The sequence below is a fragment of the Sinorhizobium sp. 22678 genome (assembly GCF_052044265.1).
Taxonomy (GTDB): domain Bacteria; phylum Pseudomonadota; class Alphaproteobacteria; order Rhizobiales; family Rhizobiaceae; genus Sinorhizobium; species Sinorhizobium meliloti_A.
Window position 1 is genome coordinate 38,202 of the sequence record NZ_JBQEMS010000020.1, and the last position, 23,571, is coordinate 61,772.

21 protein-coding genes are annotated in these 23,571 nt (G+C 63.2%); 1 reads left to right on the forward strand and 20 read right to left on the reverse strand.

Annotated elements, in window-relative coordinates:
* Positions 1 to 18: 18 nt before the first annotated feature.
* From ACTJKL_RS24375 to ACTJKL_RS24415, 9 genes are all read right to left on the reverse strand, one after another.
* A complete protein-coding gene (locus ACTJKL_RS24375) occupies positions 19 to 1,302 on the reverse strand; it encodes a beta-ketoacyl-ACP synthase (protein WP_440854021.1) in 1,284 nt (427 codons plus the stop codon).
* Between the two features lie 12 nt (positions 1,303 to 1,314).
* On the reverse strand, positions 1,315 to 2,517 hold the full coding sequence (locus ACTJKL_RS24380; protein ID WP_440854022.1) for a beta-ketoacyl-ACP synthase: 1,203 nt from the start codon (positions 2,515 to 2,517) through the stop codon (positions 1,315 to 1,317).
* A gap of 2 nt (positions 2,518 to 2,519) precedes the next feature.
* A complete protein-coding gene (locus ACTJKL_RS24385) occupies positions 2,520 to 2,996 on the reverse strand; it encodes a 3-hydroxyacyl-ACP dehydratase FabZ family protein (RefSeq protein ID WP_003530766.1) in 477 nt (158 codons plus the stop codon).
* 170 nt (positions 2,997 to 3,166) lie between these two features.
* Entirely contained in the window at positions 3,167 to 3,454 is a 288-nt protein-coding gene (locus tag ACTJKL_RS24390; protein ID WP_010969581.1) for an acyl carrier protein, read from the reverse strand.
* A gap of 126 nt (positions 3,455 to 3,580) precedes the next feature.
* A complete protein-coding gene (gene cbiB, locus ACTJKL_RS24395) occupies positions 3,581 to 4,567 on the reverse strand; it encodes an adenosylcobinamide-phosphate synthase CbiB (protein WP_100673735.1) in 987 nt (328 codons plus the stop codon).
* The gene (gene cobD, locus ACTJKL_RS24400) at positions 4,567 to 5,568 is read right to left on the reverse strand and encodes a threonine-phosphate decarboxylase CobD (RefSeq protein WP_100673736.1); all 1,002 of its coding nucleotides are present in this window, start codon (positions 5,566 to 5,568) and stop codon (positions 4,567 to 4,569) included. Before cobD ends, cbiB begins: the two co-directional genes overlap by 1 nt.
* Positions 5,569 to 5,570: 2 nt before the next feature.
* Positions 5,571 to 6,860 (reverse strand): cobyrinic acid a,c-diamide synthase CobB, encoded by a 1,290-nt coding sequence (locus ACTJKL_RS24405; RefSeq protein WP_440854023.1) that lies wholly within the window; start codon positions 6,858 to 6,860, stop codon positions 5,571 to 5,573.
* The gene (gene cobA, locus ACTJKL_RS24410; protein WP_100673738.1) at positions 6,857 to 7,696 is read right to left on the reverse strand and encodes a uroporphyrinogen-III C-methyltransferase; all 840 of its coding nucleotides are present in this window, start codon (positions 7,694 to 7,696) and stop codon (positions 6,857 to 6,859) included. The genes ACTJKL_RS24405 and cobA overlap by 4 nt, the downstream gene beginning before the upstream one ends.
* Positions 7,697 to 7,829: 133 nt before the next feature.
* Complete coding sequence (locus ACTJKL_RS24415) at positions 7,830 to 8,258, reverse strand: cobalamin biosynthesis protein (protein WP_100673739.1); 429 nt, start codon at positions 8,256 to 8,258, stop codon at positions 7,830 to 7,832.
* A gap of 325 nt (positions 8,259 to 8,583) precedes the next feature.
* Here ACTJKL_RS24415 and ACTJKL_RS24420 point away from each other — a divergent pair, with 325 nt between their 5' ends.
* Positions 8,584 to 9,369, forward strand: coding sequence for a TSUP family transporter (locus ACTJKL_RS24420; protein WP_026168628.1), 786 nt, complete (start codon positions 8,584 to 8,586; stop codon positions 9,367 to 9,369).
* 23 nt (positions 9,370 to 9,392) lie between these two features.
* Here the strand turns inward: ACTJKL_RS24420 and ACTJKL_RS24425 are convergent, their stop codons facing one another.
* The 11 genes from ACTJKL_RS24425 to cobW form a co-directional block, all read right to left on the reverse strand.
* Positions 9,393 to 11,174, reverse strand: coding sequence for an ABC transporter ATP-binding protein (locus ACTJKL_RS24425; RefSeq protein WP_411934148.1), 1,782 nt, complete (start codon positions 11,172 to 11,174; stop codon positions 9,393 to 9,395).
* A 68-nt stretch (positions 11,175 to 11,242) separates the two neighbouring features.
* Complete coding sequence (locus tag ACTJKL_RS24430) at positions 11,243 to 12,187, reverse strand: acetamidase/formamidase family protein (RefSeq protein WP_324761916.1); 945 nt, start codon at positions 12,185 to 12,187, stop codon at positions 11,243 to 11,245.
* Positions 12,177 to 13,793, reverse strand: a complete 1,617-nt coding sequence (locus tag ACTJKL_RS24435; RefSeq protein WP_440854024.1) for an ABC transporter substrate-binding protein — start codon at positions 13,791 to 13,793, stop codon at positions 12,177 to 12,179. The genes ACTJKL_RS24430 and ACTJKL_RS24435 overlap by 11 nt, the downstream gene beginning before the upstream one ends.
* A gap of 41 nt (positions 13,794 to 13,834) precedes the next feature.
* Positions 13,835 to 14,755 (reverse strand): ABC transporter permease, encoded by a 921-nt coding sequence (locus ACTJKL_RS24440; protein WP_018095246.1) that lies wholly within the window; start codon positions 14,753 to 14,755, stop codon positions 13,835 to 13,837.
* Complete coding sequence (locus ACTJKL_RS24445; RefSeq protein WP_440854025.1) at positions 14,755 to 15,651, reverse strand: ABC transporter permease; 897 nt, start codon at positions 15,649 to 15,651, stop codon at positions 14,755 to 14,757. Before ACTJKL_RS24445 ends, ACTJKL_RS24440 begins: the two co-directional genes overlap by 1 nt.
* The gene (locus ACTJKL_RS24450) at positions 15,632 to 16,246 is read right to left on the reverse strand and encodes an ANTAR domain-containing response regulator (RefSeq protein WP_440854026.1); all 615 of its coding nucleotides are present in this window, start codon (positions 16,244 to 16,246) and stop codon (positions 15,632 to 15,634) included. The genes ACTJKL_RS24445 and ACTJKL_RS24450 overlap by 20 nt, the downstream gene beginning before the upstream one ends.
* Positions 16,243 to 17,409 carry a transporter substrate-binding domain-containing protein gene (locus tag ACTJKL_RS24455; protein ID WP_440854027.1) on the reverse strand — a complete coding sequence of 389 codons (1,167 nt, stop codon included), beginning with the start codon at positions 17,407 to 17,409 and terminating at the stop codon, positions 16,243 to 16,245. Before ACTJKL_RS24455 ends, ACTJKL_RS24450 begins: the two co-directional genes overlap by 4 nt.
* A gap of 160 nt (positions 17,410 to 17,569) precedes the next feature.
* The gene (locus ACTJKL_RS24460) at positions 17,570 to 17,995 is read right to left on the reverse strand and encodes an EamA family transporter (protein ID WP_440854028.1); all 426 of its coding nucleotides are present in this window, start codon (positions 17,993 to 17,995) and stop codon (positions 17,570 to 17,572) included.
* Positions 17,995 to 18,639, reverse strand: coding sequence for a cob(I)yrinic acid a,c-diamide adenosyltransferase (gene cobO / locus ACTJKL_RS24465; RefSeq protein ID WP_324761919.1), 645 nt, complete (start codon positions 18,637 to 18,639; stop codon positions 17,995 to 17,997). Before cobO ends, ACTJKL_RS24460 begins: the two co-directional genes overlap by 1 nt.
* Positions 18,640 to 18,649: 10 nt before the next feature.
* Positions 18,650 to 22,465: a cobaltochelatase subunit CobN gene (cobN, locus tag ACTJKL_RS24470; RefSeq protein WP_440854029.1), complete on the reverse strand. Its 3,816-nt coding sequence runs from the start codon at positions 22,463 to 22,465 to the stop codon at positions 18,650 to 18,652.
* 39 nt (positions 22,466 to 22,504) lie between these two features.
* Complete coding sequence (gene cobW / locus ACTJKL_RS24475; protein WP_440854030.1) at positions 22,505 to 23,569, reverse strand: cobalamin biosynthesis protein CobW; 1,065 nt, start codon at positions 23,567 to 23,569, stop codon at positions 22,505 to 22,507.
* Positions 23,570 to 23,571 lie beyond the last annotated feature (2 nt).

The following is a 23,571-nucleotide window of genomic DNA, read 5'->3' on the forward strand; positions in this document are numbered from 1 at the left end:
ATTCGGTCCTCGAGCGGCTCAAGCCGGCTCGGCGGTCATGACGAGGCTGGCGTTCTGGCCGCCGAAGCCGAAGGAGTTCGACAGCACTGCAGTCACCTGCTGGCTGCGCTTTACGTTCGGCACGACGTCGAGAACGATCGCGGGGTCGGGGTTCTGGTAGTTGATCGTCGGCGGCAGCGTGCCGCTGAGCATCGTCTGGAGCGAGAAGACCGCTTCGACCGCACCGGCTGCCGTCAGCGTGTGGCCGATCATCGACTTGTTGGATGAGACCGGGATCGACGGCAACCGCTCGCCGAAAACCGCGGACATCGACAGATACTCCATCTTGTCGTTTTCGGGCGTGGAGGTGCCGTGGGCATTGATGTAGCCGATCCCGGCTTCGTCGATGCCCGCATCCGCAAGTGCTGCGCGGATCGTCGCGATCGCCGGTCCGCCATCGGGGGAGGAACGCGTGCGGTGGAAGAGGTCGGCCTTTTCGCCGCAACCCTTGAGAATGCCGTAGATGCGGGCGCCGCGGGCGACCGCCGCTTCCAGCGATTCGAGCACGAGCGTCGCGGCGCCTTCCGCAATCACGAAACCGTCGCGATCCTTGGTGAAGGGCTTCGAAGCCTTTTCCGGCGGCTCGTTCTGTGTGGAGAGCGCCGAGAGCAGCGAGAAGCGGATGAGAGCCTCGGCACTGACCGAGCCGTCGGTCGCAACGGTGAGCGCCCTGTCGGTCCTTCCCTGGCGGATGGCTTCGACGCCGAGCTGTATGGCGGTCGCCCCGGATGCGCAGGCCGTCGAAAGCGTCACCGGGAGGCCACGCGTGCCGAATCGATCGGCAAGACGCTCCGAGATCGAGCCGAAAAGGACGGCCTCGTGGAAGGCCGGATCGGCCTTCTGCCGCATTGCCGCGAGGAAGCGGTTATAGGCGTCGCCCGGCTGGCTCGACGGCGGCGATCGGTCGGCAAGCTCGAAGCGGGCATTCCACTCAGGCTCGATCGGCGGGGCCGCCAGGAAGAGCGGGCCGTTGAATTCGCCGGAAAGGCCGGCCTGCGCCAGGGCCTCCAGCGTCGTTTCATGCGCCATCGCATAGGAACGCTCGACGGCATTCTCCGCAGGGATCTCGATGAAGTCGACCGTGCCGCTAATGCGGGTCGAAAGAGCATCGGTCGGGAACCGGGTGATCCTGTGGATTCCCGATACGCCCCCGGTGAGCGCCGCCCAGTTATCGTCGAGCCCCTGCCCGAGCGAGGTGATGACGCCCATGCCGGTGACAGCAACGATCGGACGGCCGAGGTGGTCCTTATAAGCCTTGCTCATAGTTCGAGCTCCTTATTCCGCGGCAAGCACGGCGACGCCTTCGCCACGGGAGTGGCCGATGGTGGTAACGACCGCCGCCCTGGCCGGCGCCAGCATCGGGGCTTCGGCGGCGGGGTCGAAAGGCGGAACCTTGGCTGCGTGTCCGAGCGAGAGCGCGGCCAGAACCATGCCGACCGGAAACTGCGCCTCGATGCCGTGACCGACGAGCCCGCCATAGGCACGGACAGGCCGGCCGGCGAGTTCGGTGTCGAGAAACGCCTTCTCCCGTCCGGCAAGGTCATGGAAGCCCGAGGTGCCGGAAAAGACGACGGTCGACTGCGGATCGAGCTCCAGGGCCGGTTTCGACAAATATCTGAGGCGCGCTTCGAGTCGCCCGTCCTCGCGGCTGCCGCGATCGCCGCCGATTGCATCGATCGTCGCATAGATGCGGGCGCCGCGCGACTCGGCATATTCGCGCGACTCCAGAACCAGGAAGGCACCAACGGAGCCGAGGATCATACCGCCCCCGTCCTCGGGCCTGCGCGACCAGATCGGATGCCATTCACCGAGCGCATGGCCCTGGATCGCCTCGATCATCAGGACGATGTCGAGACGCTCGGCCGAAAATGCACCGCCGACGAGCGTGTGGCTCGACTGACCGGCCTTGATGCGGGCAAAGGCCGTCTCGATCGCGGAAATGCCGGCCGCCTCTTCGCCCATGAAAGTGCGCGACGAACCCGTAACCTTGTGCACGATGGAGATGTTGCCGGCGAGAAGGTTCGAAAGCTGCGCCAGAAACAGCGTCGGGCGCAGTTCCGTCGTTAGCTTCTCGTTCAAGAGCCGTTCGCGGTCGTTGCGCTTCAGCGCCTCGTCGACGATGAGCGAGTCGACATTGATGTCGCGCTCGCCGCCGCCGGCCGCGACGATCATGTCCATGCTGCCGCAGGCTTCGAGGTTGTCCTTGAGACCAGCGTCGTCGAGCGCCAGGCCGGCAGCGAAAACGCCGAGGCGCTGCCAGTTCTCCATCTGCCGCTGATCGCCACGCTTCGGAATCTGCTGCGACCAGTCGATTTCCGGCAACGGATGGATCGGATAGGGTGCGAAACGTTCTGTCTCTATGCGGGCCTCAGGCGGCTCGGCCGCGCCGAGCAGCGCCACGTGAGGCTCGGCGCCAACGCCCTGGCTCGTCACGATGCCTACCCCGGTGATCACCACATCGTTCGCGGATTTCCTCATCTTCACTTCTCCGAACCGGCCATCGCGGCCATGAGCCCCAGTTCTTCCGCACGCTTGCGCACGATGTCGCCCAGCGGCACCTGGTCGAACGGAATCGTCCTCAGCTTCAGCTGGGCATCGCATATCTTCTTGCCGCCAGACGCAATCCTGGCCTTCGTCACGGCAAAGCCGGATCCCTCGTGCTCGAGCAGAGCCTCTATCTCAAGCTCGGCATTCGGTTCGACGAAGCTGCGCATCTTGGCACCATCGACCGTCATCAGGAACGGCATTGCGGCGAATTTCGTGGCGGCCAGCACGAGAAAACCGGAAGCCTGCGCCATGGTTTCGATAAGCAGCACGCCCGGGACCAGCGGATAGCCGGGGAAATGCCCCTCGAATACCGGGCTCTTCTCCGGCACGACCGAGCGCGCCACGAGACGGCCTGCCGACAGATCGACGGTTTCGACCCGGTCGATCATCTGGAAATATTCAAGGAGCATTCAGGCTCATCCCATTCGTTTCGCGCTCAAGTAAAAATGCCGATGCCGCCTGTCAAGCGCGGGGCGCGACAGGCGGCATCGGGAAAGGGCCGATCCTTGTCAGCGATGATCGCTAAAACTCCGATCGCAGATGAAAGCGTAATCCACGCGGAAAGCCGCTTGAGGCTTCCTCAACCCGCTTTGGCGGCCCGCAGCTCGTCGATCTTGGCACAGAGGTTCTTCAGCACGAAGTATTCCTCGGTCGAGACCTTGCCTTCGTTGACTTCCTGAGTCCACTGCTCCAGCGGGATCTTGATGCCGAATTCCTTGTCGATCGCAAAAACGATGTCGAGAAAGTCGAGGCTGTCGATGCCGAGATCATCGATCGTGTGGCTTTCCGGCTTGATCGTCTCGCGATCGATCTCGCTCGTTTCCGCGATAATATCGGCAACCTTGTCGAATGTAGCTGTCACGCGCATACCTCTTAAAATTCGAGTCTTGGCGAACCCTATAGAAAAATGCACCGGAAAAGCCAATGCCCCACAGGCTTTTGCCACCGCGATTTGAAACAGATGTTGCTAAACCGCCAGGAGAGGGCCGTCTACCTAGAAGAAAACCAGAAGCGGCAAGGCGACGATCGCGAAAGCGAGCGCCATCACGGAGCAGGCCGCATAGAAGACGGTGACCGCAGCCTCGATATCCTCTATGGCAGCAACCGCACGTCCGGCATCGTTCATCATGGGCTCGTCGACCTTCACGCCACCATAGATTCTCGGGCCGGCAAGCTGAATGCCGACGGCGCCTGCCATCGCAGCCTCGGGCCAGCCGGAATTGGGCGAGCGGTGAAGTCCATGATCGCGCCGCGCCACCTCGATTGCGGTTTTCGCCGCTTCCACACCGCGCCGGAAATAGGCGCCGGCCGCAATCAGGAGGGCCGAGAGCCGGGCCGCGGGCAGGTTCGCCAGGTCGTCGAGCCGCGCCGAAGCCCAGCCGAAATGAAGATATTTCGGGCTCTTGTGGCCGATCATCGAGTCAGCCGTGTTCAGCATCTTGTAGGCAAGAAGTCCGGGAAGTCCGGCAACCGCATACCAGAAAGCGGGAGCGACGACGCCGTCTGAAAAGTTTTCCGCAAGGCTTTCGATCGCCGCCCGGCAGACGGCCGGCTCGTCGAGTGTGTTCGGATCGCGTCCAACGATCATCGATACCGCCTTGCGGCCACCCGCAAGCCCATCGCGTCGCAGGCCGACGGCAACCCGGGAAACGTGATCGGCAAGGCTCTTTTGGGCGAGAAAGACGGCCACCGTGACAACCTCGAGCAAAGAGCCGAGGGCGCCAAGCACATCGAAAAGCCGAGCGAGCACGACACCCAAGGCCGTGGCTCCGGCGAGCAGTACCAGAATGCCGACGACACCGCGGAATTTCAGCCAGGCCTTGGTGAATTCGCCGCGGTTAAGCGCCTCGTCCACGAATTCGACCGCCTTGCCGAAGAACACCACCGGATGGGTCAGACGCGACCAGAGCCAGTCCGGATCGCCGAGGATGCGGTCCAGCAGCAGCGCCATCACGAGGATCAGAAGTATTTCAGCCGACACTACACACCCATCCGGTTCAAAGCCTCGGCGAGACGACGGTCGCCCTGCGCGTTCGGCGACAATCCGATACGCAGCCAGCGCGGATCGTAGTCGAACTTTCGCGTCAGGATATGCGCCTCGCAGAGCGCCGCGTGAAGATCGTAAGCCCGTTCGTGTTCTACGAGCGTGAACAGGCCGGTGCCGCCGACCACCTCGAGCCCCGCGCCGAGAAGCACCGCGTCGAGCGCGGCCTTGCGTTCCGCGATGCCGGCCTTGATCCCCGGCGTGTCGCTTTCCATCAGCTTCGCCGAAATGGCAAGTGCCGGACCCGAGACCGACCAGGGGCCGAGCCAGTCACGAAACGACTGCTCGATCGACCGGTTCGAGACCACAAAGCCGAGCCGAAGGCCCGCAAGACCGAAGAATTTCCCGAAAGAACGGAAAACGACGAGGTTGTCATTGGCGGCAACGTGTCCGGCGACGCTTGCGTCCGGCTCCAGATCGCCGAAGGCCTCATCCACCACGAGCAGGCCGTCATGCACCCGCATCGCTTCCGCCATTGCAAGGATTTCCTCCGGCGGAAAGAGCCGTCCGGTCGGATTGTTCGGATTGACGACGACCGCCAGGCCGTGCGCCGTCTGGAGATCACCGGCGCATGTGACGGAGTCGACGGAAAGGCCGGCGGCTTTCAGAACGCGCGCATATTCGCCATAGGTCGGCGCAAATACGGCGACGCGCTTTCCCTGAACCGCGATCCGCGGGAGCAATTGAATGACGGCCTGCGTTCCGGGCACCGGCAATGGCATGAGTTCGCCGGTTCGGTAGTAGCCCCTGGCCGCCGCACGCGCCGCCTCTTCCACATGCTGATCGGGCAATCGGTGCCAGACGCGCCCGTCGATTTCCGGCAGGGCGACGGGACACGGGTTGATCCCCGTCGAGAGATCAAGCCAGTCGTCGGGCGTGCCGCCGAAGCGCGCTGCAGCTTCCGTGATCCCGCCGCCATGAATGATGGGAGCAGCCATGATCATTCCGAGAAATCGATGAGATGCATGAAGGAGCCGGCAACATTCCGGCGACGGAGGCCGGCGCGGCCGAGATCGAGCCCTGCCGCGTCCCGTGCCGTGAAGAGCGGCTCAGCCGCTCCCTCCGAAACGATCGTGGCATAGTGAAATTCGTGCGCGGTCATCGGTCCGCGGAAAAACACGTCGTCGACCGGTGTCACGCGCCGGTAGCCGAGATGCCGCTTGCGTTCGGCAAAGCTCGTGACGAGCGGCAAAAGCCCGAGCATCTCGTAACGCCCGCCATCCGCCGCGACAAGCCCGTCGCCCAGCACCATGTAGCCGCCGCACTCCCCGAAGATGCGCGCCCCGTCTCCAGCGGCCTTGTGCATGGCAGCGCGGAAATTCGAAGCATTGGAGACCTGTTCCGCATGAAGCTCGGGATAACCGCCGGGGAGATAGACCGCATCGGCAAGCGGATCGGGCCCCTCGTCCGCAAGAGGCGAGAAGAACGTGATTTCGGCCCCCTGCCCGCGCCAGCCGGAAAGAAGATGCTCGTAGCAGAAGGCGAAGGCCACGTCGCGTGCGACGGCTGTCCGCTGGCCGAGCGGCGTTAGCGTCCCGGCCGTCTCTCCCACCGTCAGCGGCGTCGCCGCAGCAAGCACCGCCTCGAGATCGCAACCCGATGCGACCCGCATTGCCGCGTGATGGATGAAGGCTTCCAGCGATCCATGCTCGCCTGCCTGTACGAGGCCCAGGTGGCGTTCGGGCAGCTTCAACGCTGCGTCCTGCCGCAGCACGCCGAAGACCGGCATCGCAATACCGGCAAGCGCATCGCGCAGCATTCCCTCATGCCGGTCGCTGCCGACCTTGTTCAGAATGACGCCCGCGACACGGACATCGTCGCGGTGACGGGCATAGCCGCCAACCAGGGCGGCCACGGAATGGGAGAGGCGCGCGCAATCGACGACCAGGATCACTGCAAGTCCGAGTGCTGCGGCGAGATCCGCCGGCGCACCCGTGCCATCCGCCGCGCCGTCAAAGAGGCCCATCATCGCCTCCATGATCAGCACCGACCCGTCTTCCGTCTCAGCCGCCGCATTGGCAAGGAGCAGTTCGGGGCGCATTGCCCAAGGGTCATAATTGAAGCAGGGTTTGCCGCTGGCAGCCGTGTGAAAAGCCGGGTCGATATAGTCCGGTCCCGCCTTTCCAGGCGCGATCGAGAGCCCGCGCCGTTTCAATGCCCGCATCAGGCCGAGCGTGACCGTGGTCTTGCCCGAGCCGGAGCTCGGGGCTGCAATCATCACTCCATTCATGCCGGATTCCGGAGAATGCGGCTCGAAAACGGATCGGGAGCGAGCGCCCGGCCATCGAGAGCGCCAAGCCAGTCGAGCGAGGCGCGCAGCCGGACGACTTCGCCGACGACGACGATTGCCGGCGGCTCGAGCCCCGAAGCGGTTACATCGGTCTCAGCGGACGAAAGCGTGGTTTCCAGCACGACCTGCTCCGGCGTCGCGGCATTGCAGACGAAAGCCACAGGCTCGTCCGGCGAGCGGCCGGCGGCGATCAGGTTGGCCGAGATCTGGCCGATATGCTTCATCGCCATGTACATGACGATCACCGGAGAGCCCTTGGCAATGCCTTCCCAATTGATCCTGTCCGGCACGACGCCGGAAGAATCATGGCCGGTGAGGAAAGTCACCGCGTGGTTCACCTCCCGATGCGTGACCGGAATACCGGCATAGGCAAGCCCGCCTATGCCCGCGGTGATCCCGGGAACGATGCGAAACGGGATGCGGTGCTCGACCAGGGTCAGCGCCTCCTCTCCGCCGCGGCCGAAGACAAAGGGATCGCCACCCTTGAGGCGCAGCACCCTCTTCCCTTCACGTGCCAGTTCGACCAGCCGCAGCGAGATATCGCGCTGTTTCGGCGAAGGCTTGCCGCCGCGCTTGCCCGCAAATTCGAGTGCGGCACCCGCTTTGGCGAGCTTGAGGCAATCACCGTTGACCAGCGCATCGTGAACGATCACATCCGCCTGGCGAAGCGCGTTGGCTGCGTGCAGGGTCAGAAGGCCCGGATCGCCCGGGCCCGCGCCGACGAGCCAGACCGAACCCGGCTCGAGATCAGGCAGGCCGGCAAACATGTCGGTCATCGGTCGATACTCCGGGCAAAGCAAGGCATTCCATCCGATCCAACCGAGGAAAAACTTGAAGTCGTTATGCAGGAAACAATGGCAGATAATTGAATCCGCTCATCAAAGAAACTGCAAAATTCGGCCGAGGCCATCACACGGCTCCCTTTGCATAATCAGCCGGTCCGGCGATTGCCGCCGTCGCCCGCACCGATCGGATCTTAGGTACAAGCAGCACCGCGTCGCACCCGGCGGCCGCCAGAGCCGCGCCTTCAGCAACGCCGTGGCAACCCGTATGGGCAAAGACGACCTTCGATGGATTTTTTAGACGCGACGATTGCGCCTCCAGCGTGGCAGCGTCGAAGAAATGGGTAGGCACCGAAAAGTGCCGCGCCACCGCATGGATCGCGGGCTCATCGGTCCGCGCATCCAGAGAGGCGACGAGTGCGACATCCCTGCCGGAAGCGCCGGCATCCGCAAGTGCCTTTTCGGCAAGCGCGATCACCTCTTCGGGCGCAGTATTGCGCTCGCAGCCAAGGCCGAGCACGAGTTCGGCGGTGATGTGTCCTTCGGCGGAAGGCATATGCGGTGCGGCTCCCATGCGGCGTCGGCGTTCCATACGAAGCGCCGGCCTGGCAAATGCCACGTACCGGTCCGGACAGCACCGGATCAAGCCCCCTGCATGGGTCGGCCGCACCGGACGCTCTTTCAGTCCGCCTGAACGGACGCCGTCGCATGATCGTCATTTTTATCGGAGCGTTTCAGGTCGGTCAAACCGGATTGCGCCATCCACGTGTCGCAATCCGTGCGGTCACGGAACGCCCTCAAGACAATTCTTTGCATTTCGGCGTCAGCTCTGACACAAGGCGGCTGAAGCAGTTCCGCCGCCCTATTTGCTCGAGACTCCAGTGCACGACCTAGCCCTCCACATACTGCTCTTTCTTTTTGCGGCCGCATTCCTTGCCGGGTTCATCGATTCGATCGCCGGCGGCGGCGGGATGATCACCATCCCGGCCATGCTGATTGCGGGGATTCCACCGCTCGAGACGCTGGGCACCAACAAGCTGCAGTCCCTTTTCGGCTCCGGGTCGGCGAGCATCGCCTATGCCCGGCACGGCCACGTGAACCTCAGGGAGCAGCTCCCGATGGCCCTGATGTCGGCGGCGGGCGCAGTATTGGGCGCCTTGCTGGCGACGGTCGTTCCCGCGGACGTCCTGGAGGCCGTGCTGCCGTTCCTGTTGATCGGCATCGCGCTCTACTTCGGCTTCAAGCCGAATATCGGCGACATCGACAAGCATCGGCGGCTGTCGGTGTTCCTGTTCACCATCACCTTCGTGCCCCTGATCGGCCTCTATGACGGCGTTTTCGGTCCGGGCACAGGTTCCTTCTTCATGCTCGGTTTCGTCTCCCTCGCAGGCTACGGCATCCTCAAGGCGACGGCGCACACGAAATTCCTGAATTTCGGCTCCAATATCGGCGCATTTTTCGTCTTCCTGCTCAGCGGCGTCGTGCTCTGGAAGATCGGCCTGACGATGGGCGTCGGCCAGTTCCTCGGCGCGCAGGTCGGCTCGCGTTATGCGATGGCAAAGGGCGCGAAGATCATCAAGCCTTTGCTGGTCGTCGTTTCGATCGCGCTCGCCATCCGGCTGCTCGCCGATCCGGGATATCCGCTGCGGATCTGGCTGGGGCTTTAGGCCAGTCGAAAACCGACGAGCGTTCAGCCGCTCCAGACGAGATGTCCGCCGCCCAGATCCGATGGCGGCGGGAAGGACGGCACATAGTCCAGGGCGCGCACGGGACTGGGCAGGTCTTCCGCTTTCGGCACGAAGTCCCGGCGTACTCGACCCGGGTCTGCCACGGGAACGGCAGCCATCAGTTTCTTCGTATAGGGATGCTGCGGATTCTCGAAGATCTGCCGCCGCGTGCCCGTTTCGACGAAACGGCCCATATACATGACCGCTACCCGATGGCTGATTTGCTCGACGACTGCCATGTCGTGAGAAATAAACAGGTAGGAGACGCCGGTCTCGTCCTGGATGTCCTGCAGGAGATCGAGCACCTGAGCCTGGATCGACACGTCGAGTGCCGCGACGGACTCATCTGCGACGATGAGCTTCGGTGAGAGAGACAGGGCGCGCGCTATGCAGATGCGCTGCCGCTGACCGCCCGAAAACTCATGCGGGTAGCGCTTCATCTGCTCGGGCGACAATCCGACCCGCTTGAAAAGATACTCCACCCGGTCACGCAGCTCGCTTCCGCTTGCAAGGCCGTGGATCACCAGTGGCTCGGCCACCAGATCGCCGACGCGCATTCGCGGATCCAGCGATGCGTAAGGGTCCTGAAAGATCATCTGGACGTCGCGCAGGATGGGCCGCATGGTGCTCCCCCGCAAGCCATGCGTGGAGCGTCCGTCGACCCGGATGTCTCCCGTCCACGGGACAAGGTTCAAGAGCGCCTTGCCGGTCGTCGACTTGCCGCAACCGGATTCTCCGACGAGAGACAGCGTCTCACCCCTGCGCACGGAGAAAGAAATGCCTTCCACCGCGTGAAGTCGCCTGACCGGGCGCTGAAGGATGCCGCCCTTGATGTCGAAACGCACCGTCAGGTTCTCGACCAGGAGCATCGGCTGTTCGTCGCCTGGCTGAGATCCTGCCGCGACCGCCTTCCCCGCTGCGCGTTTCGGTGCCTCCGTCCCCGCCATTTCGCCGAGGCGCGGCACAGCGGAAAGGAGTTCCTTCGTGTACGCATCCTGCGGATGCGCGAAAAGATCCCTGCTGGTTGCGTGCTCGACGGTGCGGCCATGCTTCATCACCAACACCTCGTCGGCCATCTCCGCGACCACGCCCATGTCATGGGTGATCATGATCACCGAAATCCCATGATCGGCCTGCAGCTTGCGAATAAGGGCGAGGATCTGCGCCTGAACCGTTACGTCGAGCGCCGTCGTGGGCTCGTCGGCGATCAGAATTCGCGGGTTCTGCGCGAGTGCCATCGCGATGACGATGCGCTGACGCAAGCCGCCGGAAAGTTCGTGCGGATATTGGCCGAGCCGCCGCTCCGGCTCCGGGATCTGAACCTGGTCCAGGAGTTCTACGGCCCGCGCCCGCGCGGCGCGCCGGCCACTGGCGTTCCCATGCGCGGTGATCGCACCGATCAGCTGATTGCCGACCGTCATCACCGGGTTGAGCGAGGTCATCGGCTCCTGGAAGATCATCCCGATCTTGCGCCCGCGAATTTGCCGCATGCGCGCTTCCGGAAGCGCCAATATGTCCTCGCCATCGAGAGTGGCCGAGCCGCCCGCAATACGTGCCATCGGCTTCGGCAGCAGCTGCATCAGCGAAAGCGCGGTCATCGATTTTCCCGATCCGCTCTCGCCTGCAAGACAAAGCGTCCTGCCGGGAAGAAGATCGAAGGACAGACGCTCCACCACGACCTTCGGCCCGGTCGGCGTGGCCACCTGGACGGTCAGTTCCTTCACGGAAAGCAGAGAGGAAGTCATCGGGCAGAGGCCTCGGCAATGTCATCAGCAGGACGCCCTGCCCCGCCGAGGCGGAGCAGGGCCGTTCGTCACGCAAAGACGATGCGCGGGAAATAGAAGGACACGACCCAGTTCGGCTGGTCGACGACCTCGCTGATGCGGAGGTCGCCGCAGACCGAACACAGCATGTAGGCGTCTTCCGGCTTCATGCCGCGTGTCGCACAGAGAAGGTCGATCATGCCGGACACGGCCGCACGCGCACCTTCCATCAGATCGCTTCCAATGCCGGTCGTGACCTCATAACCCTCGGCGTCGAGATGCCGTGTGACGGGGCCAGGCGTGGTAAAGCGCGGCATCTTGAGATTGGCGTCCTTCACCAGTTCCAGCTTCACGACCACATCCATCGCGCTTTCGATGGCCGTGCCGCAGACTTCGCCATCCCCCTGCGCCGCATGCGTGTCGCCGATGGAGAACAAGGCGCCCTCCACCTCGACGGGAAGATAAAGAGTCGTTCCCGCCGCCAGATCGCGAATGTCGAGATTGCCTCCTACCCGCCGCGGCGGAACTACGGAATGCAGCCCCGGCTCTGCCGGCGCGAGCCCGATCGTGCCGGCGAAGGGCTTCAGGGGAACCCGGCCGAGCTCGCCGAAGGCTGCGGGAGCGAGCGTAGCCGGATCATATTTCCAGAGTGTCAGCGCCGGCTCGGCGAACTGATCGGCGAGGAGCCCGAAGCCCGGAATATTGGCCGTCCAGCCAAAGCCGCTCGGCTTGAAGTGCTCGATGGTCACCTTCAGGGCGTCCCCCGGCCTGGCCCCATCGACATAGATGGGACCGGTGACCGGATTGACCTTCGTAAAATCGACCGTCGAGACATCGGCAACCGTGCTGTCGGCGGTGAAATGACCGGAGCCGGAGTCCAGGCAATTGAACTCGAGCCGCGATCCGGGCGCCACGGTTTCCGCCGGCGGGATCGAATGATCCCAGCCGTAATGGTGATGGCGTCCGTGGATGGTGTAGTCGCAGTTACTGCACATCTTTTGCATATACCTGATCGTAATGGACGGGGATGTGGACCGGATCGACGAACAGCTTGTCGTCGCCGCCGATACGCTCGGAACGGATGGTGAAGCGCTCCTCGTTGAAGATCGGCGCCCAGGGCGCGTCCTCCATGATCTTCAGATAGATGTCGCGCCACAGGGCCTCGCGCTCCGCGGTCTTTGCCGGGTCGACGATGGCGTCGGCTTCGGCTGCCTTCTTGTCGAGCTCTTCATTGCAGTACCAGGACCAGTTCCAGCCTCCCGGCACGGCACCGCCGCAACCCAGAATGGGACCATAGAAGTTCGAGGGATCGGGGAAATCGGCAATCCACGCCATGCCGCCCGACCAGATCATCGGCGCCTGGTTTTCCTCGCCGCCGGCCGCAATGACATTGGCCTGTGCGAGCGACTTGATGGATGCCGTGATGCCGATCGCCTTCAGGTCCTGCTGAATCGCCTGGGCGATGCGCGGCTGCGGGTCGGTATTCATGACATAGAGTTCGGTCGAGAACCCGTCCGCGAGGCCAGCTTGCTCGAGCAGCTTCTTGGCACCGTCGGGGTCGTAGGCATAACCTGCATAGTCCTTTGCATAGCCGGGCATCGAGGGCGGCAGCGGCTGGTTGGCGGCAACCGCGCGACCGTTGATGATACGCAGGATACGATCCTTGTTGATGGCCATGTTCACAGCCTTGCGCACCTCGACCTTGTCGAAGGGAGCCATCTTGACGTTCATCGTCACATAGCCGGTGTGCAGCTGGCCACCCTGGATGATCAGGTCCTTGAAGTTCGGATCATTCGTCACTTCGACGAACTTCGCCGGCGGAATGCCGTCCCCGGGCACGTCGATTTCCCCATTCTGCAGCCGAAGCAGCGCGACGACCGGCTCCTGGCCAACCTCGAAGGTGATGCGGTCCAGCTTCGGGAGCCCTTCGTTCCAGTAGTCGGCGAAGCGCTCGAAAACGAGGCGCTGCCCAAGCGTCCACTCGGCAAGCTTGAACGCGCCGGAACCGACGGGATTCTTCCCGAAGTCGGCGCCGTGTTTCTCGACCTCTTCCTTCGGCACGACATGGGCAAAGTTGAGGGCCATGACATGGAGGAATGTAGCGTCGGGACGGGTCAGTTCGAACCTGATCGTGTGCGGATCCTGCACCGTGATGCCGGACAGCCCCTCCGCCTTGCCGGCAGAGGCATCTTCAAAGCCTTTGATCATCGAAAAGAAGCCGGCACCCGGGCTCTGGGTCGTCGGGTTCACCACGCGCTCGATCGAATATTTCACGTCTTCGGCCGTCAGCTCGCGGCCATTGTGGAACTTGACGCCCTGGCGCAGCTTGAACGTGAAGACTTTGCCGTCTTCAGAGATTTCGTGGGATTCGGCAAGGTCGGGACGCAGCTCGGTCGTGCCCGGGACATAATCCATCAGGCCGTCGAACAGCGACTTGATCATCGACCAGTTCTGCCAGTCGTAGCCGATCGCCGGATCGAGTGTCGAAACATCGTCCTTGTAGGTGACGGTCATTTCGCCACCCTGCTTGATGTCGTCGGCAAGCGCAGGAGTTCCCAAGAGGGCAGCGGCACAGACGCCGGCCAGTAGCAAGTTCCTCATCTGAAGTTCCTTTCTTCGTGCTGCTGTTGGTTCTTCCCGCGTCAACGCAGCTTGATGCGCGGGTCGATAAGCGGTGTGATGAGATCGGCGAGCAGGTTGCCGAGCACGATGGCAAACGCAGAGACGAGCGTGACGCCCATGATGATCGGGATGTCCACCCGCTGGATCGCCTGCCAGGCAAGCTGGCCGATGCCGGGCCAGCCAAAGACGCTTTCCACCACGACTATTCCGGACATGAACAAACCGATGTCGATGCCGATCATCGCGATAACGGGCAGTATCGCGTTGGGCATTGCGTGCCGGAACAGGACCTTGGCGCGGCCGGCACCGGTTGCGCGCGCCGTGCGGATGAAATCCTGGCGCATCACTTCGATCAGCGAGGAACGCATCATGCGCGAATACCAGCCGGCGCCCAGAAAGCCGAGCGTAACGGAGGGCAGGACCAGATGGGCGAAAGTGCCATAGCCGCCAATCGGGAACCAGCCGAGCTTCACGGCGAAGACATAAAGCAGCAGGATGCCGATCACGAACTGCGGCGCCGACACCCCGACGAAAGAGGCGATCATCAGCGTATCGTCGGTGCGTGAGCCGCGCCGAAGCGCCGCGACGATCCCCATCGTGAGACCGAAGATCAGTTCACAAGTGATGGCTCCGGCCATCAGCACGAGACTTGCGGGAAGCCGCGACGCGATCAGCGTCGCGACTTCGGTCTTCTGCAGGTAGGAGCGGCCGAAGTCGCCCTGCACGAGGCCGGAAACATAGCGCAGATACTGCTCGTAGAAAGGCAGGTTGAGCCCGAGCTGTTCGCGGATGTTCTCCACGGTCTGAGCCGTTGCGCTGCGGCCGGCGATCTGTCTGGCCGGATCGGCCGGTATCAAATAGAGGAGAACGAAGGTGACGAAGCTGATACCAAGCAGGATGACGACCGTCTGAAGCAGTCGCCGCGCGATATAGGCTGCCATCAATGCCTCCCCTGCTGCGTCGGATCGAGAACATCCCGCAGCGCATCGCCGACCAGGTTGAAGGCGAGCGCGAGCGCCAGGATCGCCGCACCCGGTATGAACACCAGCCACGGTGCCGAAGTGAAATAGGTCTGGTTTTCGAAGATGATATTGCCCCAGGAGGGGATGGGCGGCTGCACGCCGATACCGAGGAATGAAAGGGTCGCCTCCAGAAGCACCGTCGTCGCAATCCCGAGCGTCGCCCAGACGATGATCGTGGACAGGAGATGCGGAAGAATGTGACGGAAGAGAATGCGGCCGGCGCCGGCCCCCATGGCCCGCTCGGCAGTCACGAAATCCCGCTCGGCTATCGATCGGGTTTCGGTATAGACGACGCGGGCGATCTGCACCCAATTCACCATGGCGATGACCATCGCAACGATCCAGAGGCTGGGTGTGAAGATCGCGGCCAGAACGATGGCAAGGAGGAGCGCCGGAAAGGCCATCATCAGGTCGGTGAAGCGCATCAGCACGGTGTCCACCCAGCCGCCGAAATAGCCGGCTGCAATGCCGACGAGCGAGCCGATGACAACGGCAATGCCATTGGCGACCACGCCGATAACGAGCGAGGTGCGCGCGCCATAGATCAGCCGGCTCAGGAGGTCGCGTCCGACAAGGTCGGTACCGAGCCAGAATTGACTGTTGGGCGGCAGCGGCGCGCCTTCTATGGTCAGACCCTCGAAGAACTGCTCGTGCGGGTCATAGGGCACGATCCAAGGCGCAAGCGCTGCTGCGCCCACCACCACGACGATGACCGCAAGACCGATGAGCGCAAGCGGCCTGCGAAGGAGGCGCGTCCACACGCCCGGTGTCCTATTCTCTTTGCTGCGCGCCGTTTCAGCGACCATGGTCGGCATTCTTCAATCCGTGGTTCTCGAATTCCTGGACGATCGCCGCGGCGACGTCCTCGATGCTGCAGCTGCTCGACATCGCGGTCAGGCGTAGGTGCTGGTAGGCTTCGCTGGCCCCGCAGTTCTTCCGGAGCATCAGCAGCGCCGTTGCCTCCGCAAGTTCCTGGCGCCGCGTGAGGCGATGCTTCAATGCGGCGACGTCACGATCGAGCGCATGGCAGCGGACAAAACTGTGGCTTGCGACCATCAGTGCACTGTACAGCCCGGCGCTGCCGATGGGCTTCAGAAGCTGCGCGTCGGCCCCTTGCGCGATAGTCCAGGCGATGCGGCCGGGTGCCTCGGAGCCGATCAGTGCGATCATCGGCATGGGGGCTTCCCCCTGACGCCAGGGAAATTGCTCGTCGTGGCCCATATCTGCGTCGATCAGGAGGACGTTGAACTCCTCTGCAGATCGGTCACCGGGAAAATCCGGCCAGGCCTGTTCCGCCGCAATGCCTATGCGGGCGCATTGGGCAAAGAGAGCGTCGACGTTCTGATGCGGCCGGTGCAGGATGAGCGCCCGCCAGCCATCGAAATTCGGGGTGTTATGAACAGATCTCATTTCACCACCTTCAGCTCAGGCCGCGCCTCGTTCCCTCCCATCGGGCGGACAAGCGGCGTGGATGTCAGGAACGGATCCGGCGTGATGGCTTCATACGAGCGCTTGACGATCTCGAAACTGCCATCTGCGCCCGCGCGGCCGATATGGGCCGGCAATTCCACATGGTTTGTCCATCGATCGACGCTGATGGCCCCGAGCGGTGTATCGACCGCCTGCCCGCACAGGGCGGCGCGTACACCATCCGCATCGTCGCTGCCGCTGCGCGCGATCGCCTCGGCGATCATCATCACGGCACTGAATGCCTGCACATAGAAGGCATCGACTACGGCGCCCGGATCCAGCGCCGCAAGTGTCTTCAGGAAGGAGTCGTTTTCCGGCGACTGGATCGTGCGGAAATAGCAGCTGACCGTGAAATGCCCCGCCGCGGCGTGTCCGAGCCCGGCGATCTCGCCCTCGTAGAGGTTGCAGCTGATGACCGGGCATTTATCCGGATGGAAGCGATCATCCGCTTCAGCGAGAGCGTGAAGCGCGCGCAGGAAAGCGTATGACGACGGGCCGATCAGGTTGTTCAGGATGAAATCCGGTTTCTTCTCGCGCACCTCGTCGATCAGGTGGACGATATCCGTGTCGCCCATCGACACGAAACGCTCGCCCAGGACCTCGCCGCCCGAGCGATGGAGAATGTCGCGTGCGATTCGGTTGGTCTCCCAGCCCCAGATATAGTTGGAGCCGACAAGCATCGCCCTGCTGCCGAACCGCGGCGCGATATAGTCGAGAAGCGGCACCAGGTGCTGGTTGGCACAGGCGGCAACGTAGATAAGGTTTTCGGAAACCTCGAAACCTTCATAGACGCAAGGATACCAGAGCAGCGCGTCGAGCTTCTCGACCACGGGAATCACTTCCTTGCGGCTCCAGGAGGTGGTGCAGCCCACCACATGGCGCACACCGTGCTCGCGGATCAGTTGCCTGCAAAGCGGTGCATAGCGATCCGCCTCGCCTGCGGGATCGAAATGATAGGCCTCGAGCCTGAACGGAAAACGCTGGGACGCATTGACATGCTCGATCGCTGCCATTGCGCCGCCAAAGCCTTGGCCCGCCGGCTGCGCATAGCTCCCGCTCCGAGAGAACAATACTCCTACCGGGTAGGTAACGTTGCCTGTCATTCGCCCCTCAAATGCAAAAAGGCCCCGCAGAGAAACAAAGTTTCCCTTCGAGGCCCAGATGCCGACAGATAATTTCAGCCAAGCCTAACGTTAGGATACGACTTGTCAATACGAAAGGACATGGCGGCGACGATTTCCTGTCCGGATCTTGCCGTGCTCGCTAGAATACCGCCAGCAGAAGCGCACCGGCCGCAATCAGACCGACGCCGAGCCAGTTGATCAGATTGAGCTTCTCTCCGAGAAAAAGCACGCCGAACAGCGCAACGAATATGATCGACAGCTTGTCGACCGGTGCCACGCGAGCGGCATCGCCGAGCTTGAGCGCGCGGAAATAAGCGAGCCACGACGCCCCTGTCGCAAGACCGGACAGGCCGAGGAAGAGCCAGGTTCGGCCGGAGATCTCCGTCGGGCGCTGCCATTGTCCGGTCACTGCAACGATGCTCACGACAACGACAAGAATGACGGCTGTTCGGATCAGCGTCGCGAAGTCGGAAGTGACGTCTGCGACGCCGATCTTGGCGAAAATGGCAGTCAGCGCTGCGAAGACCGCGGAGAGCAGCGCCCAGAACTGCCAGGCCTGCGTCATCAGAATTCCACGCCCTTCTGACCCTTGATGCCCGAGCGGAAGGGGTGTTTCACCAGTTCCATCTCCGTTACCAGATCGGCGATCTCGATCAGGTCTTCCTTGGCGTTGCGGCCGGTCAGGACCACATGCGTCATGTGCGGCTTCTCCTCCTTGAGAAAGCGCACGACCTCGGCGACGTCGATGTAGTCGTAGCGCAGCGCAATGTTGATCTCGTCGAGGAGCACCATGGAGTTGCGTTCGTCGCGGATGAGCTCCTTTGCCTTCTCCCACGCCTTTGCCGCCATTGCGACGTCGCGCGCGCGATCCTGCGTCTCCCAGGTGAAGCCTTCGCCGAGCGTGTAGAACTGGCAGATATCGCCGAAATGTTTCTCGATCAGATCACGCTCGCCCGTGTGCATGGCGCCCTTGATGAACTGAACGACGGCGCAGGGCATTCCGTGGGCGATGTGGCGAAAGATCATACCGAAGCCGGCCGTCGATTTGCCCTTGCCCTTGCCGGTGTGGACGATGATCAAGCCTTTTTCGTCCGTTTTGGTGGCCATGATCTTGTCACGGGCGGTCTTCTTCTTCGCCATCTTCATGGCGTGGCGCGCTTCGTCCTTCTCGGCGAGCGGTTCGCCGGTATTCGCGGTCTCGTCGTTCATGATGTCCTCCCTATTGGTTTCCGGCCATCAGGCGGTCGGTAGCCGCGCGGCCGGAAAGGCTGTTCAGTTCGAATCGCGCCGAGTTGGAGCGCGGGTTCCATAGGCCGCGGTCGATCGCCTCCAGCAGCCTCTCCGATATTTCCGAAAGCGCGGCCGGGTTCTTTTCGCGCAGGAACCGGAGGACTTTTTCGTCGGCGATATAGGCCTGATAGGCTGCCTCGAAATGATGATCGCGCACCGCCCCGGTGGTCGCAGCGAAGGCGAACATGTAATCGATCGTCGCGGCGATTTCGAAGGCTCCCTTGTAGCCGTGGCGCATCACGCCGTCGATCCACTTCGGATTGACGACCCGGGCACGCACCACGCGGCCGATCTCCTCCTCGAGCGAGCGGATGACCGGCTTTTCGGGGCGCGAATGGTCGTTGTGGTAGATGGCCGGACGCTGACCGCCGAGATGCTCAGCCGCAGCGCTCATGCCGCCCTCGAACTGGTAGTAGTCGTCGCTGTCGAGCAGATCATGCTCGCGGTTGTCCTGGTTCTGGACCACGGCTTCGATCGAGCGCAGGCGCTCCTCGAAAAGGCCCCGCTCCGCCTTTCCATCCTCGCCGGCACCGTAGGCGTAACCGCCCCAGATGAGGTAAGCCTCGGCAAGATCGCCGCGCGTTTCCCAGTTGTTCTCGTCGACAAGCGCCTGCAGGCCCGCTCCGTAAGCGCCGGGTTTCGAACCGAAGACGCGATAGGAGGCACGGCGTCGAGCCTCGTTCACGTCGGCGCCCCGCTCTTCCCACCGCCGCGTTTCGGCACGCATGCGGGCGGCGATCATATTGTCGGCATCGTCCTCGTCGAGCGCGCCGACCGCGCGGACCGCCTTGTCGAAGAGTGCTATCTGCTCGGGAAAGGCGTCGCGGAAGAAGCCGGATATACGCAGGGTGACGTCGACACGGGGACGGCCGAGAACGGCAAGCGGAACGATTTCGTAACCGGTCACGCGGCGCGAGGCCATGTCCCAGACGGGCTTTGCGCCGATCAGTGCCAATGCCTGGGCGATGTCGTCGCCGCCGGTACGCATGTTGGAGGTGCCCCAGGCCGTCAATCCGAAAGAGGACGGCCATTCGCCGTGGTCCTGCAGGTAGCGGCGGATAAGCAGCTCCGCCGATTTCCTGCCGAGCTCATAGGCCGCCGGAGTCGGCACGGAGCGGCTGTCCACCGAATAGAAGTTGCGCCCCGTCGGCAGCACGTCCGGACGGCCGCGCGTCGGCGCACCCGAGGGACCGGGGGCGACAAACCGGCCGTCGAGGCCGGTCAGCAGACCCTTGATTTCCGCCTCGCCTGAGCTCTGGATCGAAGGCTTCAGCCGCGTCTCGACCACGTCAAGTACGGCGCGGCTGTTGGTCCATCCCACCGGGCAGACGATTTCGCCTGAAACGAGCTTCGCTGCAAGCAGTTCGATGCGCTCGACAGTGTCCCCGGCGGTGCGCCATGGCGCATCCGAGAGGGCGGCGAGAAGATCGGGCTTCGGGCCGGCCCAAGGATCGGACATGACGCAATCGAGCGGGTCGAAGGGTTGCGGTAAAGCCACGTGCAATCTCAAGTCCGCCGCAATTGCCCGCTGCAGGCTCTGATCTCCGCCCTCACCCAGACCCCGCGGCACACGGGCGAGCGCGACCGTAAGATCGGTCAATAGCCTTCCCTCCGGCGCCAGGCCGAAGATATGCAACCCGTCACGGATCTGCATTTCCTTCAGGTCGCAGAGATAGGCATCGAGTTTTTCGAGTGCCTGGTTCTCGCTGTCGCCCTTCTCGATGCCGGCGTCGTGGTCGAGGCCGATGTCGCGGACGAGATCGAGGATCTGCCGGCTGAGCAGCCTGAGCCGCCGGGGATCGCCTCCCGCAGCCTCGTAGTATTCGTCGACCAGCGCCTCCAGGTCCTTCAGCGGTCCGTAGGACTCCGCCCGCGTCAAAGGTGGCGTCAGATGGTCGATGATGACGGCGCTCGTTCGCCGCTTAGCCTGCGTGCCCTCGCCGGGATCGTTGACTATGAAGGGATAAAGATGCGGCATCGGACCGAATATCGCTTCGGGGTAGCACTCTTCGGAAAGCGCCAGCGCCTTTCCGGGGAGCCATTCGAGGTTGCCGTGCTTGCCCATATGGACGATCGCATGGGCGCCGAATACCTCGCGCAAATAGGCATAGAAAGCGAGATAGCCGTGCGGCGGCACGAGGTCCGGAGCGTGATAGGTTTCCTTCGGGTCGATATTGTAGCCGCGCGCCGGCTGGATGCCCACGAGCACATCGCCGAAGCGCGCGAGCGGCAGGGCGAATATGCCGTCGATGTAGAAGGGGTCGGCCTCCGGCGCGCCCCAGCGCGCGGTCACTTCCTGCTGAATCTTTTTCGGAAGCGCATTGAAGAAACCCTTGTAGTGATTCAAGGAAATCGTTTCGCGGATTTCACGGTCGCCGCTCGCCGCATTGGTCGGCCCGGCCATCAGAAAGCGGATCAGCGCGTCGCCGTCATCAGGAACATTGCCGACAGCATAGCCTTCCGCGGTCATCGCTTTCAGCACTTCGATCGTGCCGGCAGGCGTATCGAGACCCACGCCGTTTCCGAGGCGTCCGTCGCGGTTCGGATAGTTGGCCATGACGATGGCAACCCGGCGACCCCCGGGCGGGGTCCGGCGCAGCTTCGTCCAATTGGCGGCAAGGCGCGCCGCGAAACGCGCGCGATCCGCAAGCGGCTCGTGTCCGACGATATTGGCCTCCACCAGCGGGTCGTAAACCGAGGCAGCCTTGAAGGAAACGGCACGGGAGAGAACCCTCCCGTCCACCTCCGGCAACGCGACATTCATGCCGAGATCGCGGGCCATCAGCCCTTGAGCCGAAGCTTCCCAGGCCTCCCGCGACGAGCCGGAAAAGATGACCTGCAGCACCGGCGCGCCGCCTGATTCGAGCACGGTCGGCTGGCGGTCCGCGCCGGGTGCGGAAACGGCAAAGCCCGTGGCGTTCATCACGACATCCGGCACGGCTTCGGCGAAGATCGCTTCGACCGTGCCGATCGAGACCGGATCCTTGAGGCTGGAGACGAAAACGGGGAGCGCTCGCACAGCCTCGGCCGCCAGAGCCTCGATCAGCGCCTCCACCGGCTTCGTCTCTCCGCTCTGGACGAGCGCGCGGTAGAAGCAGACGGCGACGGTGGGTTCGTGTTCCGCTCTGTCCGCCTGACCGGGGGTTACAGCCGGACGCGTTTCGGACAGGCGCACCCATTCCTCGACGCCGATCACGCCCCTGCCAGGCCACCATATCCCCGCCTTGAGCAACGGCCGCGCCGGCTGCGGCTTGTCGCCGCCATCGATCAATGCCTGCGCGTAACCGAGGAACAGGCCGGCATTCTCCGCGCCGCCTTCGGTGCAATACGCCCAAAGGCGCTGCCGATCTTCCACCGATACGGTGGAAAACGGGTCGAGGCCCGGGTCCGGCTTGTCGTCGCCCGGCAACACGGCGATCTGGAACTTATTCGCAATCGCCGCGGCGTAGAGCGCCTCGAGGACGTAACGGAAGTAGCTCGCACCACCGAGCGGCCGTACGACGATCAGTTTCGCATGCCTCGCCGTGCGTTCGACGTAAGTGTCGACCGACATGGGGTGCATGAGATTCATGAGGCTGGCGATCCGCAGGCTTCTTGCGCCCGCGCGCTGACGATGGGCAGCCGCGATCGAGGCAAGCTCCGTATCGGCCGCCGACAGGAACAATATGTCGCCCGGGCTCTGTCCCAGGTCGATCGCCTCATTACCGTCGGCGATCGTTCCTTTCTGAGCTAGGAGGAGATGCATGGATGCTCCCTGGACTCCTCATTCAAAGTCGAAGCCATTTCACGCGAGCGCCGAAATCGCTGCGCGCACGGCGGGCTCGTCCATGTCATGCAGCCCGATGACGACGAGACGCGTGCCGCGTGTTTCGCCGGAAGCCCATGCGCGGTCGAAATACTGGTCGATGCGGCTGCCGACCGCCTGGACCAAGAGGCGCATCGGCTTGCCCGGAACGTCGACGAAGCCCTTGAGGCGCAGCACGTCGTGCTCTGAGATGACGCCTTTGAGCTTTTCGATGAAAGCAGCAGGGTCGGCTATGGCGCCAAGCTCTACGACGAAGCTGTCGAACTCGTCATGATCATGCTCCTCGCCTGCCTCATGCTCCATATCGTGGTGAGACTTGCGGTTGACGATATCGCCCTCCGTACCCACTCCGAGCCCGAGCAGGATGGCGGCGGCTACCTCGCCGTTCCTCGCCTCGATCATCGTCGTCTTGCGGCTGATGCGGGAGGCCACCTCTTCGCGCACGGACTGCAGCCCCGCGGCGTCGATAAGGTCCGTCTTGTTGAGAACGATGAGGTCCGCGGCGGTGAGCTGATCCTCGAAAAGTTCTTCAAGCGGGCTCTCGTGGTCGAGATTATCGTCGCCGACGCGCAGCGCGTCTACCTTGTCGTGATCATCGGCAAAGCGGCCCGCGGCGACCGCCGCACTATCGACGACGGTGACGACGCCGTCGACCGTTACCTCGCTGCGGATGTCCGGCCAGTTGAATGCGGCGACGAGCGGCTGCGGCAGCGCCAGGCCGGAGGTTTCGATGACGATATGATCCGGCCGGTTGTCCCTCTCGAGCAGCTTCGTCATGGTCGGGATGAAGTCGTCGGCGACGGTGCAGCAGATGCAGCCATTGGTTAGTTCGATGATGTCCTCTTCCGAGCAGGCTTCCGCTCCGCAGCCCTTCAGCACATCGCCGTCAACCCCGAGATCACCGAATTCGTTGATGATCAGCGCGATGCGCTTGCCGTCGGCATTCTGCAGCAGGTTGCGGATCATCGTCGTCTTGCCGGCACCGAGAAAGCCGGTGATGACGGTAGCCGGTATTTTGCCCTGCGGCGCCCTTGCGAGTGTCATGA

Bases quoted from the DNA above. Each gene is read 5' to 3' on its own strand.
- ACTJKL_RS24375 (WP_440854021.1), bottom strand. From the start codon at position 1,302: ATGAGCAAGGCTTATAAGGACCACCTCGGCCGTCCGATCGTTGCTGTC.
- ACTJKL_RS24380 (WP_440854022.1), bottom strand. From the start codon at position 2,517: ATGAGGAAATCCGCGAACGATGTGGTGATCACCGGGGTAGGCATCGTG.
- ACTJKL_RS24385 (WP_003530766.1), bottom strand. From the start codon at position 2,996: ATGCTCCTTGAATATTTCCAGATGATCGACCGGGTCGAAACCGTCGAT.
- ACTJKL_RS24390 (WP_010969581.1), bottom strand. From the start codon at position 3,454: ATGCGCGTGACAGCTACATTCGACAAGGTTGCCGATATTATCGCGGAA.
- cobD (WP_100673736.1), bottom strand. From the start codon at position 5,568: ATGGCTGCTCCCATCATTCATGGCGGCGGGATCACGGAAGCTGCAGCG.
- ACTJKL_RS24405 (WP_440854023.1), bottom strand. From the start codon at position 6,860: ATGAATGGAGTGATGATTGCAGCCCCGAGCTCCGGCTCGGGCAAGACC.
- cobA (WP_100673738.1), bottom strand. From the start codon at position 7,696: ATGACCGACATGTTTGCCGGCCTGCCTGATCTCGAGCCGGGTTCGGTC.
- ACTJKL_RS24415 (WP_100673739.1), bottom strand. From the start codon at position 8,258: ATGCCTTCCGCCGAAGGACACATCACCGCCGAACTCGTGCTCGGCCTT.
- ACTJKL_RS24425 (WP_411934148.1), bottom strand. From the start codon at position 11,174: ATGACTTCCTCTCTGCTTTCCGTGAAGGAACTGACCGTCCAGGTGGCC.
- ACTJKL_RS24430 (WP_324761916.1), bottom strand. From the start codon at position 12,187: ATGTGCAGTAACTGCGACTACACCATCCACGGACGCCATCACCATTAC.
- ACTJKL_RS24435 (WP_440854024.1), bottom strand. From the start codon at position 13,793: ATGAGGAACTTGCTACTGGCCGGCGTCTGTGCCGCTGCCCTCTTGGGA.
- ACTJKL_RS24440 (WP_018095246.1), bottom strand. From the start codon at position 14,755: ATGGCAGCCTATATCGCGCGGCGACTGCTTCAGACGGTCGTCATCCTG.
- ACTJKL_RS24445 (WP_440854025.1), bottom strand. From the start codon at position 15,651: ATGCCGACCATGGTCGCTGAAACGGCGCGCAGCAAAGAGAATAGGACA.
- ACTJKL_RS24450 (WP_440854026.1), bottom strand. From the start codon at position 16,246: ATGAGATCTGTTCATAACACCCCGAATTTCGATGGCTGGCGGGCGCTC.
- ACTJKL_RS24455 (WP_440854027.1), bottom strand. From the start codon at position 17,409: ATGACAGGCAACGTTACCTACCCGGTAGGAGTATTGTTCTCTCGGAGC.
- ACTJKL_RS24460 (WP_440854028.1), bottom strand. From the start codon at position 17,995: ATGACGCAGGCCTGGCAGTTCTGGGCGCTGCTCTCCGCGGTCTTCGCA.
- cobO (WP_324761919.1), bottom strand. From the start codon at position 18,639: ATGAACGACGAGACCGCGAATACCGGCGAACCGCTCGCCGAGAAGGAC.
- cobN (WP_440854029.1), bottom strand. From the start codon at position 22,465: ATGCATCTCCTCCTAGCTCAGAAAGGAACGATCGCCGACGGTAATGAG.
- cobW (WP_440854030.1), bottom strand. From the start codon at position 23,569: ATGACACTCGCAAGGGCGCCGCAGGGCAAAATACCGGCTACCGTCATC.